Source organism: Paracoccus sp. NSM, assembly GCF_052379855.1.
In the GTDB taxonomy this organism is placed as follows: Bacteria; Pseudomonadota; Alphaproteobacteria; order Rhodobacterales; family Rhodobacteraceae; genus Paracoccus.
The window spans coordinates 1-12597 of sequence record NZ_JBQTCG010000025.1 but is presented as its reverse complement, the minus strand read 5'-3'; the positions used below and the strand labels follow the sequence as shown (position 1 = coordinate 12597).

Here is a 12597-nt window from a genome sequence, read left to right as displayed (position 1 = left end):
CACCCCGCTAAAAATGGGGGGATTACCTAGTGATCGCCGCCGCAGTCACCGCCCCACTCCCGGGATCGTCGTCAGCCGTCGCGCTGTATCGTCGGTGGTCACGCGCCTGCGAAGTTCGGCATCAAGGCCTGCGAACTTCTCGGCCAGCCCGGCGATCTGGGCCAACAGGAGGCGCGCGAGTGCGCGGACCGCTATGGGCAACATGCCGTCATTGCCTTCGATGATGGCCGCCAGCCGCCCGACATGTGCAGGACCGACGGGGCCACGATGCCTTGCTCGGCCAGATGTGCCCGCAGCGCATTGATCGTCTGTGTCCGCTGGCGAACCAGAAGGTCCCGGGTCCGATAGGCCATTGCAGCGGCCTGCTGTACCTCGCTCTTCACGGCAACGAACCGCATGGTCGGACGCGACGCCGCTTCCGCAATCGCCTCGGCATCGGCCATGTCGTTCTTCTGCCGCTTCACGAACGGCTTCACATAGGCAGGCGGGATCAGCCTCACTTCGTGGCCGATATCGCCAATCGCCCGGCCCCAGTGATGCGCACTGGCGCAGGCCTCCATTGCCACCACGCAAGGTGGCTGCGCCGCCATAAACATCAACGGCTGTGTGCGCGACAGCTTGCGGCGGAACACAACTGAACCATCCACTCCGGCGCCATGCGCCTGAAACACGGTCTTGGCCAAGTCTAGGCCGATAATGCTAACCTCTCCCATGGACGCTCCCTTCTGTAGCGGTGCTTCAACACCCGCCACCATGGCAAATCGATGCCGCCGGGAGGCGTCCACCACATCGCTTACACAGGGTTGCCGATCGCGCCGTTTGGCCGCTCGGCGTTGTCGCGCCTGCGCCAAGCCTCCGACCTTTCCGCGGCATCCGAATGGGTCTTGTCGCGCTTGATCGCGGCCACCGCCAGATTCGCCATTACTTGTCCCGGCTGTTAAGACCTTCGCAGCCGCCATTTGAGGTCAGAGGATGGTTTCAGCTTCCGTCAGCTGCGCCGCATGATCCTGCATGAAGTCGATGAACTGCCTGACATGGGGGTTCGTGCGGGACGCGGGCTTCAGGTGCAGGTAGTAGGAGCGGCTGGCCCGCAACGGCCGATCCATGATGCGCACAAGCTGGCCCCGCTCGACCGCTTGCCGGACAAGATGTCGCCAACCGAGAATCACGCCTTCGCCCGCAATGGCCGCATCGACCAGCGTGCCGTAACTGTTGGTCAGAAAGCTGGGCTCGGCGGGTTCGACATCCGGGCTGTGCTGGTGGAACCAGTCCCGCCAGGTCAGCGGATACCAGGAGATCGCATCCGAACTCCAGTGCATGCGATGCAATTCCATCAGGTCAGCGGAAAGCAGATCCTCTGGTTGCTTGAAAGGTCCATGTCGCGCCAGAAAGGCCGGGGCGCAGACCGGGTCCACGATCTCGGGGAAGAGCGGGATGAGGTTCTGGCCGACCGCCGAGCGTTCGCTGCCGCAGATCATCGAAAGGTCAACCTCGGCGAAATCCTGCAGGCGGTCATTTTCGTCCGAGGCCAGCAGCGTGAATCGCACTTCGGGAAACTGGGCGCGGAACAGGTTGGTCAGCGGCTTGATATAATGCGAGATCGCCGCGTAGGTCCCCGAGATGGTGAGAACATTGCTGTCCCCCCCTTGCTGGATCTGGTAGACACCGTCGGCCAGCCGATCAAGGCCCTGGTTCACGGCCTGAAGCAGGGTGTGCCCCTCGGCGGTCAGCTCGATCCCGTTGCGCCGGCGCAGGAAAAGCCGGCAATCGAGCGCGCGTTCCAGCGCCCGGATATGCTGGCTGATCGCCGCCTGGCTGACATGCAATTCGCTGGCGGCAAGCGTAAAGCTCAGATGCTTCGCCGCGACCTCGAAAGTCGCGAACGCGCCAAGCGACGGCAGATGCCGCCGCTTGGGTGGCCGCGGCGACTTGCGCTTCTCGAGATTGTCGCTGGCCTTGTCCATCCGCCCCTATTCGTCGCGCGCGCGCCATTCCTTCCAGCGAATGAACAGGTTTCCGCCCAGCTTGGCAAGCGGCGGGGGCGGCAGGCGGTCGGGAAGGTCCTGCGCCCCGAAGAAGCGGGTCACTTCGGACGCCACCCCCAAAGCCGCCTCGGCCGCCGCTATGCCGGCAAGCGTACTGCGCGTCGTGCCCAGCCCGTTGTCCACACAGGCTGCATAAAGACCATCCTCGATCCGCCCTGCGACCGAGGCACCATTGCGCGCGAGGCAGAGATGCCCGGCCCAGGCATGTTCCATCTGCATCCCCGCCAGTTGCGGAAAGCGGGCATCGAACTTGCGCTGCATCATCGCCCGTGCCCTCTGCATTTGGCCTGCAGTCGTCCGCATCTCGGGCCGCAGGACCGCAATGGTCCGGGTGATGATCCGGTTGCCTCCCTGCGCCGACGAAATCCGGCGAAGGGTCGTGCCCATCGGATCGGCCGGCGTAACGCCCCAGCATTCGGCCCCGCCAAGCCGCGCCAGTGCCTCGGGGGGCAATTCCGGCGTCATGGTCGCAAAGAGGAAGATGTGCATCAGCCGCCCGCGCGCGATGCCGAAGCTTTCCAGATGGCCGTTATGGGCCATGATGACCAGTCCGGCATCGACCTGCCCGCCCCGCGTGGTGACGCGCCAGGCGCCGCCATGCCGATCGATCCGTGTAACGGGGCTGTTCTCGTAGAGGGAGATGCGTCTTGCCAGACCCTTCGCCATGCCACGGATGAAGCCCGCCGGCTGCAACATCACCGTGCCGGGCGTGTAGAGCCCCGCACGGTAGTGCCGCGAGCCGGTCAGTTCGTGCATCGCCTGCGCATCCAGAAGCTCGTTTGGCTCGCCCAAGCTGTCCAGATGCCGCGCATAGGCCGCGTTCTGCGCCTGCGCATGGGCGCTGACCGCGCCGTTCACCTTGCCATCGCGCCGGAACCAGTCACGGGGAATGTCATAGTCCTCGACCGCTTCGGCGGCAAAGGTGATGGCGTGCCGGTTCAGCGTGATCATCCGTTGATCGCCATCCGCGCTGGTGCCGGCGTAATCCTCAGACGTCAGCTCGTGCGGCAGGTCGATCATGAAGCCCGAATTGCGCCCCGCCGACCCCTGCGCAACCTGACCGGCTTCGAGCAACGCGATCCGCAAACCGGAATCCAGTTGCAGCAGGCGCCGAGCCGCTGCCAGGCCCGCAAAGCCTCCGCCGATGATGACGATATCGGCTTTGGCTGCGCTCGCCAGTGACGGATGCGGCGCCCGCACGGGCAGGATCGCGTCCCAGGCCGCCGCACCGGCCAACGACGGCAGCCGGCGGGCACTGTAGGTCAAAGTCATGGCGCGGCCCCTTCCTATACTCAGTCGATGGCCGTGTCGGCGTTGTCCGACAGGTCCAGCCAGATCGTCTTGAGTTGCGTGTATTGGTCATGCGCGTGGATCGAGTTGTCCCGCCCGCCGAAACCCGACTGCTTGTAGCCGCCGAAGGGCGTTGCGATGTCGCCCTCTCCGAAGCTGTTGACCGTCACGGTCCCCGCGCGCAGCATCCGTGCGCCGCGCAGGGCGCGCTTACCGTTGGCGGTGAAGATCGAGGCCGCGAGGCCATATGGCGTGTCGTTGGCAATCCGGATCGCCTCATCGAAGCTGGTAACCTCGATCACGGTCAGGACGGGGCCGAAGATCTCTTCCTGCGCCAGTTTGTGATCGTTGCCCGGCACCGCGATGATGGTTGGCTCAACGTGGGTTCCGTGATGGGTCTTGCCGCCCATCAGGACCTCGCCGCCCGCTTTCAGATAAGAGGCCACTTTCTCAAAATGCGACTGCGACACCAGCGCTCCGATCCGCACCGAAGGGTCCAGCGGATCGCCGATATTCCATTCGCGCGCATGTTCGCGCACCTTGGCCAGAAGCCGGTCCTTCACGCCTGACTGCACGATCAGGCGCGAGGCGGCCGAACAATTCTCGCCCATGTTCCAGAAGGCCCCCTGCACGACATGCGCGGCGACCGCGTCCAGATCCTCGGCATCGTCCAGAACGATGCAGGGGTTCTTGCCACCAAGCTCCAGCACGACCTCCTTGAGGTTGCTGTCGGCCGAGTAGTGCAGAAACCGCCGCCCCGTCGCGGTCGAGCCGGTGAATGAGACCATGTCCACATCCGGATGCCGGCCGAGCGGTTCGCCCACCTCAACGCCCGAGCCCGTCACGATGTTCAGCACTCCGGCGGGCAATCCGGCCTCGGCCGCCATCTCGGCCAGCCGCAGCGCCGTCAGCGAGGTTTCGGCCGCAGGCTTGACCACGACCGAGCATCCAGCGGCCAGGGCAGGACCAATCTTCCATGCCAGCATCAGCAGCGGGAAGTTCCACGGCAGGACCAACCCGACAACCCCGACCGGCTCGCGCACGACAAGCGCCAAGTGGTCATCGGAGGACGGCGCGACCTGATCGTAGATCTTGTCGATCAATTCGGCATGCCATTTCAGGCAGTGGATCGTCTCGGGGATATCGACCGTCTCGCAGTCATAGATCGGCTTTCCCGAGTCGAGGCTTTCCAGCACCGACAATTCGTGGCGATTGCGCTCCATCAGACGCGTCAGCCGCAACAGCACCTGTTTGCGCGCGCCGGGCGCCAGGCGCGACCAGCGGCCATCATCAAAGGCCTCGCGGGCCTTGGCGACCGCCAGATCCACGTCCTCGGGGCCGCAGGCTGCGACTTCGGCCAGAACCGCCGCAGTCGCCGGGTTGGTCGAGGTGAAACGCTTGCCCGAAAGCGCCGGCCGGAAGCTGCCGTCGATGAAGGCATTCTGGGGCAGTTGCAGCGCCTTGGCCAAGGCCTCGTATTCGCCGCGCGTCAGAAGGTCGGTCATGGTCAGTTCCCCGCCTTGATGTCTGCAATGGTCGTCTTGAGCACCGCGATCACCTGATCCAACTGGCGCTTTTCATCCTTGTTCAGGCCCTTCAGAGGCGGCCGCATCGGCCCTGTCGGGATGCCCGTCATCGCGGTTGCGTGCTTGACGCACTGGATGAACTTGCCGCCCTGCTCCAGCACCCGCATGAGCGGCATCATCGCGGACATGATCCGGCGGCCACGGACGAAATCTCCGTTCAGCACGCAGGTCTCATACAGGTAGATGTGCTCCTCGGGCAGGAAGTTCGAGCCGGCGCAGATCCAGCTGCGCGCGCCCCAGGCAAAGAACTCAAGCGCCTGGTCGTCCATGCCGCAGGACATCTGGATATGCGGATAATCCCGCGCCAGCAGATGCACCCGGTTGATGTCACCCGAGCTTTCCTTGATCGCGATGACATTGCGCGAGCGGCCGACCCGATCGAGAAATTCTTCGCCCATGCTCACACCCATCCGGCCGGGATAGTTGTAGAGAATGATCGGCAGGTCCGCCGCGCGGTCGATGGCCAGGGCGTTCAGCGCGTTCTCATGTTCGGTCGGCACCGAATAGGGGGGCGTGCCCAGCAGCAGAGCGTCTGCGCCCATCTCGCGCGCGCCTTTCGCCAGGGCAACGCTGTCAGGCGTCCGCATGGCGCCGGTTCCCACGATCACCGGCACCCGGCCCGCGGTCTGGTCGGTGATGAAGCGCGCCAGGGTCAGACGCTCTTCGACGGTCTGGGCGTAGTTTTCGCCGGTCGAACCGCCACTGATCAAGCCATGCACCCCCGCGCCGACCAGCCGCTCGATCAAATCGGACAGACGGTCGAAGTCGAACTCGCCGGTGTCGGTCAAGGGGGTCACGAGAGGGGTGTAGATCCCCTCGAGGGTCATACTGGCTGTGGTCATTGCGTCACTCTGATCAAGGAGGTTTAGCGCGAGGCGTCCCTGCGTGTTTGCAGTTGCCGCTGGCTCGGAAGCGGCGCGGGCGGCCCCTTGGTTGCACGCTTTGACTTAAGTTGCGCCTACGCCAGCTGCGTTGCAAACGAGGATTTAGATCGCCATTACATAAGTATATAATTATGTTATGCTGGCAAAACTCTGTCGCGGGAAGCTCGTCGAATGAATGTCGCAATTTTTTATATTTATGGCGCAAATCTTCCTTGCCTCAGCAAACTCTGATCATTTACCCATCTATTCACGACTGCAAAACGCGATTCCCTTTAGCAACGACGTGCGGGAAGCAGGCGACGAGGCTGGACGGCGGCGCAAGAACCGTCAAATCAACCAGCCAAATTCATAAGTAAATACTTCTGTCCGATTTCTGACTAAACCTCAAAACATAACAGGAAGGTTAAGATGAAACCTCTCGAATCCATGATCGGCATCGCGGCGCTCGCCATGTCGACCGCACTTCCCGCAATGGCTGACACGATCCGCATGGGCACCATGTCCTGGGAGGATCTGACGCCGATCACGGCCATCACCAAGCATGTGCTTGAGCAGAAGGGCCACGAGGTCGAGGTCACCGAGTTCTCGGAATGGGGCATCGCCTACGCAGCCCTTGCCCGTGGCGATATCCAGATCATGGCCTCGCAGATCGACTATGTCGCGCAGGATTACTGGGATCGCTATCGCGACCGGCTCGAGAAGATCTCGCCGGTCTCGCACGGGCTTTATCAGGCTATCGCCGTGCCGACCTATGTGGACGTCAAATCGCTTGAGCAGCTGAACGACAATGCGGGGCTTTTCGGCGGGCGCATCGTCGGCATCGAATCCGGGTCCGGCCTGATGCGGGACGCCGCGAGCGCGGTTGATGCCTATAGCCTCGACCTGCAGCTGATCGAGGGCAGCTCGGCCGGCATGTCGGCTGCCCTGCAATCGGCCGTCGAACGGCAGGAGCCGATCGCCGTCACCATCTGGGAGCCGTCCTGGATGATGCAGAAATACGACATGCGCTTTCTCGAGGACCCGCAGGGCGTCTTCCCACCGCCGCAGGGCTACTACTGGATCGGTCAGGCGGGCTTCTCGGCCGAAAATCCTGCTGCGCGCGAGGCCATCGCCAGCGTCTATGTGCCGCTTGCGGATATCACGGCCCTCAATGGCGCTGTCGCCGACGGCCAGACCATGGACGAAGCGGTTGCCGGATGGATCGACGCGAACGAGGATCTCGTCAGCCGCTGGCTGAACATCAAGGATCAGTGATCCATGCGCCCGCTCCTGCCCGCGCCATGTCGCGGGCAGGCTTTCCGTCATGCAGGGAGGCAGATGACATGACACAGCCAACACAAGGGTCACCTGACACGCTGATCGATTGCCGGTCGCTGTGGAAGATCTTCGGTGATCGCGCGCCCGAGGCCCTGCAGGCCGTGACCCGTCAAGGCGCGTCTAAGGCAGAGGTTCTGCGCAACTTCAACTGCGTGGTCGGCGTCCAGTCTGCCTCGCTGCAGGTGCATCGGGGCGAGATCTTCTGCATCATGGGTCTTTCCGGCTCTGGCAAGTCGACGCTGATCCGGATGCTGAACCGCCTGATCGACCCGAGCCACGGCACCGTCACCATCAAGGGTCAGGACATCTCGCGTCTTGATGCTTCCCGTCTGCGCGAGGTGCGCGCGCGCCATATCGGCATGGTGTTCCAGTCCGTCGCGCTCCTGCCGAACCGGACGGTGCTGGAAAATACAGGCTTCGGTCTGGAAGTGCGAAGCGTCTCGCGCAGCGAACGCGAACGCGCGGCCAGGGCGGCCTTGGACAAGGTCGGGCTCAGCGACTGGCTGAACCGTTACCCGTCCGAGCTGTCGGGCGGGATGCAGCAGCGGGTCGGCCTTGCGCGGGCGTTGGCCTCGGACCCCGAGATCATCCTGATGGACGAGCCCTTCAGCGCCCTTGATCCACTGATCCGCCGTCAGCTGCAGGACGAGTTTCGCCAGCTGACCAAGGACCTGGGCAAGTCGGCGGTCTTCATCACACATGATCTGGACGAGGCGATCCGTATCGGTGACCGCATCGCGATCATGAAGGACGGCGCGATCATCCAGACCGGCACGGCCGAAGAGATCATCCTCAACCCCGCCGATCAGTATGTGTCCGATTTCGTCGCCGGCATCTCGCGGTTGCATCTCGTCAAGGCGCATTCCGTCATGGTGTCGCCGGATGCCTACCTGAGCGCGCCGGGTGCCAGTCTGGACGTCCTGCCTCATGCGCATCCCGATACCGACATCGACACGCTGATCGAGACGATCACCCGCACCGACAGCGACGCCATCGCTGTGGTCGAAGGCGGGCGAACGGCCGGGATCGTCACGCTGCGCAACCTGTTGCGCGGCATTCGCGGCGAGACGGTGTCCGCCAATCCGGGGCCCGCCCATGGATAACGCGGCGTTCGTCCGGGCCTTCGACCGACGCGTGGATGACGGCCTCTTCTGGCTAAGCGATCATGCAGGCTTTCTCTTCGACGGTCTGCGTGCCGGTCTCGAAGGCACGTTTCGTCTGGTTCAGGGTCTGTTGCATCTGCCGCCAGCCTGGCTTCTGACGCTGCTGGTTGCCGTCGCGGGGTGGCGTGTGGTTGGCAGGCGTTTCGGCCTGCTGGCAGGCGCCGGACTGCTGCTGTGCCTGGCCATGGGGCTGTGGGGCGCGACAGTCGATACCCTGGCGTTGGTCGTCACGGCCGTCTCGTTGTCGTTGCTGATCGCGATACCGGTCGGCGTGCTGGCGGGATACCTCTCCTCGCTTGATCGCGCGGTCGAGGCGGTTCTGGACCTCATCCAGACCATGCCGCCCTATATCTACCTGCTGCCGGCCATTGCGCTTCTCGGCTATGGCGCGGCGACGGCGCTGTTTGCGACGATCATCGTGGCCATTCCGCCGGCGATCCGCCTGACATCGCTCGGCATCCGGCGCACCCCGAAAGAGTTCATCGAGCTTGGGCAGGCCAGCGGCATCACCCCGCGGCAGATGTTCTTCAAGATCCGGTTGCCCTTTGCGCTGCCGTCGATCATGGCCGGCGTGAACCAGAGCATCATGATGGCCTTCGGCATGGTCGTCATCGCCGGCATCGTCGGAGCGGGCGGCCTGGGCGCCGCGATCTATGACGCGATCCGCACGCTCGACATCGCCAAGTCGATCAACGCCGCCATTGCCATCGTGGTGCTGACGATGGTGCTGGATCGGATGACGCAGGCGCTCGGACCCAAAGCGGAGACGCAATGATGGACTGGACGACATTCCAAATCTCTCCCGGAGACTACCTGGCCCCCGGCGTTCGTTGGCTGAACGTGAACTTCCACAGCGTCTTCGGCGCGATCACCCGCGCGATCGAGGCTGTGCTCGGAGTCCTGGAAGGCGCGCTGCTCTACCTGCCATCATGGCTCATGCTGGCGATCTCGGCCGCTGCGGCCCTCGCATTCCTCGGCTGGCGGATGGGGCTGCTCGTGGCGGCCTGCCTCGGCTTCTGCCTCGGGGCGGGGTTGTGGCAGGCGACGATGCAGACGCTGGCGCTGGTGTCGCTTTCGGTCACGATCTCGGTGCTGATCGCCTTTCCACTCGGCATTCTCGCCGCGCGGCGGCGGCGGGTCGAGGCGGTGCTGCGCCCGATCCTCGACATCATGCAGACCGTCCCGCCCTGGGTCTACCTGATCCCGGCCGTGATGCTGTTCAGCCTTGGCCGCGTGCCCGCGATCATCGCGACGATCATCTACGGCATCCCGCCGATGCTGCGCCTGACGACCTTGGCCTTCCGCCATGTGCGCGCGGATCTCAAGGAATTGGGCGCCGCGCTTGGCGCCCGCCCCTCGACCATCCTCTTCAAGATCGAGTTTCCCGCCGTAAAACCCACGCTGCTGATCGGCTTGAACCAGTGCATCCTGCTGTCGCTGGCCATGGTCGTGCTGGCCGGACTGGTGGGCGCGGGCGGGCTGGCGCCGAGGTGACGCGCGGGCTGATGCGCATGGAAATGGGCGTCGGTCTGCGCGCCGGCCTTTCCATCGTCGCTGTCGCGCTGCTCTTGGACCGCGTCGTTCGCGCGGCATTGTCCCATGCCCGAACCCCGCGCGCATGACGTGATGTCAGGTGCGATCAACGCCCTGGCGCGACGACTGCGTTCTGCACAGTCGCGACGTGGCGGCGGAGGTCATGGAGCCGATCCATCCCGATGATACCCGAATGCGTGGGGTTCATCATGCGATCTGGCGCGACGCACCTCGCGGCGGCGCCGATGGGCGTGGCCCGGTCTTCCATGGTTAGAAAGCCCGCGACCTGGACGCCTTTCCCGCCGCGATGGCCAGCCCGTCGGCAACGGCTGTGAAGACCTCGCTGGTCTGATGCTGCGCCTCCGGGAACAGCCCGTGCATGGCGCGGGACACCATCGCCATCAGGCTGGAGCCTCCGACATAGATTACCGTTTCCACCCGCGCGGCGTCCAGCCCGGCCAGACGCAGCGTCTCGCGCGCGCCCTCGGTCAGCGCCTCGGCATGGCGGGCGAGGCTTTCGGTCAGGGCTTCGGCCGAAAGCGGCACGGCAAGGCCCGCCTCCAGCGGGTCCAGCAGGATCGACGCCGCCTCGCCCGCATTGGCGGCGATCTTGCCGCGCTCGACGGCGAAGCTCAGATCGTGGCCCAGCTCGTCCTGAAGCGCCCGCGCCAGGCGCGCCAGCTTCTCGGGCTCGTGGGCCAGGCGCAGCATCTCGGCGACCATCCGTCGGTTCTGCGGCGTATAGAGGAACGGGATCTTCTCCCATGTGGCCAGGTCGTTGAAGATCGCGTTCGGCACCGGCGAGGCGCCCGGCCCCATCACCTTGCGCAACTCGCTGCCCTTGCCCAGCAGCGGCATCACCCGGTCGATGCTGATCGCGCGGTCGAAATCCGTGCCGCCGATGCGGACGCCGTGATTGGCGAGGATCTCAACCCCGCCTTGACCCGCGCGGAACAGCGAGAAATCCGACGTGCCGCCGCCGACATCGACGATGAGGCCGACCGATCCCGGCCGCAGCGCGCCGCTGGCGATGGCGGCGGCCTCGGGCTCGGGCATGAAGGTGACCTCGCGGAACCCCGCGGCCAGATAGCAGGCGCGCAGGTCGGCCTCGGCCGCGGCCTCGCGCGGATCGCCCGCGCCGTGGAACACGACAGGCCGGCCCGAAAGGACGCGCTCGAAGGTCATCCCCGCCTCGGCCTCGGCCCGCGCCTTCACTGCGGCCAGAAAGCGGGCGATGATCTCGACGAAGGTGACGCGCTCGTTCAGGATCTGGCGGCGCTCATGCATGAGCGAGGTGCCCAGCACCCGCTTCAGCGCCCGCATGAAGCGCCCCTCGGCGCCCTCCAGCAGCGCCTCATTGGCGGGCTCGCCGATCAACATCCGGCGGCTGTCATGGTCAAAGAAGAAGGTGGTCGGCATGGTCATCCGCCCCGGCGCCAGAGGCACCAGATGGGGCCTCCCGTCGCGCAGATAGCCGGCGGCCGTGTTCGAGGTGCCGAAATCGATCCCGAGCCCGGGGGCTTCTTGCGCCATGGTCGTGCTTTCTCTGAACGGCAGGGCTGGGGTGACTAGAGGGCGCGGTCGGGGCTGTCAACCCGGTTGGCGTGCCACACCGGCCCCACTCCGGCGCCTGCGCCCCGTCCGGCAGGGGCTGCGGTAATACCTCGGGGCGCGTCAGGATCACCGGCATGGCCATGCGATGGATGCGAGCCGGGGTCGATCCGCGCTTGGCCGCCCTGATCAAGGCATTGACCAAGGAAAGCCGCCGTTCGGCTATCGGATGGAGGCAGTCCTGCAGGCTTCGCCGAAAACATGGTGCAGCGGATCTTCCAACGGAAGAACTGGCAGGTCCGCAAGCGCCATGCTGCCATGCGCTGTCGTCCGTCGTGACCGCGCCGCCCGGCCGACCTGCGTCGACAGGAACGAGTGGACCTGAATCGCGCCGGTCATCGACTGCCACAGGCATCAGCTTCGCGGCCAGCACCTACAACCCGCCGCCAAGACGGACGGGGTAGTGGGGCATGGGTTCGGATTGATGACCCCATTCCCCGCGCATCGATCGTACGCAGGAAATACGGCTAGCGGATCATCAAGCCCATGACGATGGCGATGAAGAGGCACAGCGAACCCAGCCCGACGGCGACCGCCCCGGCAACGACCGCATAGCTTTTCTGCACGCGATCAATCCCGGAATAGGCGGAACTATCGCATCTCAGACAGAACTTCGTCTGCAGGTCTTGTTGGCAGTTGAGACACATGTTGAACCCAGAGGTAAAGAAATTCGCGACGCGCTTTTGTTCCATCCCGAGACGCGCGGGCGCAACCTCGGTACTTTCCAAGCCTGCGACAAGTTCTACCTGGAGTGGTGCTTCAGAGAAATTTGATAAAAGATGCACGGTTACGGGAACACTGATGTTCTTTGAGAGCCGAACCGGCTGCGGGCTGGCAGGGGCCGCGATGATCACAGCCTGTGCAGAGGCTGATCCGGAATCGATCGGTGACTGCATTGCACGGGTATCTTCGCCGTCGAGCGTGAGCGTCACAAGCCCTGCATGAATGGCGCCAACATGCCAGAAGCCCATGGTGCACCGGCACAAGCGGCATGAGATCCGCCGCAGGGTGAATGGGCGATCTCTGATTTGCCGCCGCATCCCTGCCGACAAGATCATCCGTGACACCCTGTCGGGTGCCAGCAGGTCACGTTCCGCGAATCGTCTCATGCGGGACATTCAGGATCGCGGATCGCCACGCGACTGGTGAAACCTTTTTCCAAGCGAAA

10 protein-coding genes and 1 pseudogene are annotated in these 12597 nt (G+C 64.5%); 4 read left to right on the top strand and 7 right to left on the bottom strand.

The window, feature by feature from the left end; genetic code table 11:
* Positions 1-251: 251 nt before the first annotated feature.
* From ACTZWU_RS16535 to ACTZWU_RS16515, 5 genes and pseudogenes are all read right to left on the bottom strand, one after another.
* Positions 252-713, bottom strand: a pseudogene (locus ACTZWU_RS16535) (IS110 family RNA-guided transposase); the annotation flags it as partial.
* 252 nt (positions 714-965) lie between these two features.
* Complete coding sequence (locus tag ACTZWU_RS16530) at positions 966-1964, bottom strand: LysR substrate-binding domain-containing protein (RefSeq protein WP_444738459.1); 999 nt, start codon at positions 1962-1964, stop codon at positions 966-968.
* A 6-nt stretch (positions 1965-1970) separates the two neighbouring features.
* Positions 1971-3317, bottom strand: a complete 1347-nt coding sequence (locus tag ACTZWU_RS16525) for an NAD(P)/FAD-dependent oxidoreductase (RefSeq protein ID WP_444738458.1) — start codon at positions 3315-3317, stop codon at positions 1971-1973.
* Positions 3318-3337: 20 nt separating this feature from the next.
* Positions 3338-4840 (bottom strand): aldehyde dehydrogenase, encoded by a 1503-nt coding sequence (locus ACTZWU_RS16520; RefSeq protein ID WP_444738457.1) that lies wholly within the window; start codon positions 4838-4840, stop codon positions 3338-3340.
* 2 nt (positions 4841-4842) lie between these two features.
* Positions 4843-5748, bottom strand: coding sequence for a dihydrodipicolinate synthase family protein (locus tag ACTZWU_RS16515; protein WP_444738460.1), 906 nt, complete (start codon positions 5746-5748; stop codon positions 4843-4845).
* Positions 5749-6213: 465 nt separating this feature from the next.
* On the opposite strand from ACTZWU_RS16515, the gene ACTZWU_RS16510 reads away from it, so the two are divergent.
* The 4 genes from ACTZWU_RS16510 (at position 6214) to ACTZWU_RS16495 (ending at position 9779) form a co-directional block, all read left to right on the top strand.
* Complete coding sequence (locus tag ACTZWU_RS16510) at positions 6214-7059, top strand: glycine betaine ABC transporter substrate-binding protein (RefSeq protein WP_444738456.1); 846 nt, start codon at positions 6214-6216, stop codon at positions 7057-7059.
* Positions 7060-7127: 68 nt separating this feature from the next.
* Complete coding sequence (locus ACTZWU_RS16505) at positions 7128-8225, top strand: quaternary amine ABC transporter ATP-binding protein (protein ID WP_444738455.1); 1098 nt, start codon at positions 7128-7130, stop codon at positions 8223-8225.
* A complete protein-coding gene (locus ACTZWU_RS16500) occupies positions 8218-9060 on the top strand; it encodes an ABC transporter permease (RefSeq protein WP_444738454.1) in 843 nt (280 codons plus the stop codon). Before ACTZWU_RS16505 ends, ACTZWU_RS16500 begins: the two co-directional genes overlap by 8 nt.
* Complete coding sequence (locus tag ACTZWU_RS16495) at positions 9060-9779, top strand: ABC transporter permease (protein ID WP_444738453.1); 720 nt, start codon at positions 9060-9062, stop codon at positions 9777-9779. Before ACTZWU_RS16500 ends, ACTZWU_RS16495 begins: the two co-directional genes overlap by 1 nt.
* 309 nt (positions 9780-10088) lie before the next feature.
* Here ACTZWU_RS16495 and ACTZWU_RS16490 read toward each other — a convergent pair whose 3' ends face one another.
* Positions 10089-11351 carry an Hsp70 family protein gene (locus tag ACTZWU_RS16490; protein WP_444738452.1) on the bottom strand — a complete coding sequence of 421 codons (1263 nt, stop codon included), beginning with the start codon at positions 11349-11351 and terminating at the stop codon, positions 10089-10091.
* Between the two features lie 545 nt (positions 11352-11896).
* Positions 11897-12538, bottom strand: coding sequence for a hypothetical protein (locus ACTZWU_RS16485; RefSeq protein WP_444738451.1), 642 nt, complete (start codon positions 12536-12538; stop codon positions 11897-11899).
* Positions 12539-12597: the final 59 nt, after the last annotated feature.

Coding starts and splice junctions, on each gene's coding strand:
- ACTZWU_RS16490 (WP_444738452.1), bottom strand. CDS start 11,351: ATGGCGCAAGAAGCCCCCGGGCTCGGGATCGATTTCGGCACCTCGAAC.
- ACTZWU_RS16520 (WP_444738457.1), bottom strand. CDS start 4,840: ATGACCGACCTTCTGACGCGCGGCGAATACGAGGCCTTGGCCAAGGCG.
- ACTZWU_RS16485 (WP_444738451.1), bottom strand. CDS start 12,538: ATGAGACGATTCGCGGAACGTGACCTGCTGGCACCCGACAGGGTGTCA.
- ACTZWU_RS16500 (WP_444738454.1), top strand. CDS start 8,218: ATGGATAACGCGGCGTTCGTCCGGGCCTTCGACCGACGCGTGGATGAC.
- ACTZWU_RS16505 (WP_444738455.1), top strand. CDS start 7,128: ATGACACAGCCAACACAAGGGTCACCTGACACGCTGATCGATTGCCGG.
- ACTZWU_RS16510 (WP_444738456.1), top strand. CDS start 6,214: ATGAAACCTCTCGAATCCATGATCGGCATCGCGGCGCTCGCCATGTCG.
- ACTZWU_RS16530 (WP_444738459.1), bottom strand. CDS start 1,964: ATGGACAAGGCCAGCGACAATCTCGAGAAGCGCAAGTCGCCGCGGCCA.
- ACTZWU_RS16515 (WP_444738460.1), bottom strand. CDS start 5,748: ATGACCCTCGAGGGGATCTACACCCCTCTCGTGACCCCCTTGACCGAC.
- ACTZWU_RS16495 (WP_444738453.1), top strand. CDS start 9,060: ATGGACTGGACGACATTCCAAATCTCTCCCGGAGACTACCTGGCCCCC.
- ACTZWU_RS16525 (WP_444738458.1), bottom strand. CDS start 3,317: ATGACTTTGACCTACAGTGCCCGCCGGCTGCCGTCGTTGGCCGGTGCG.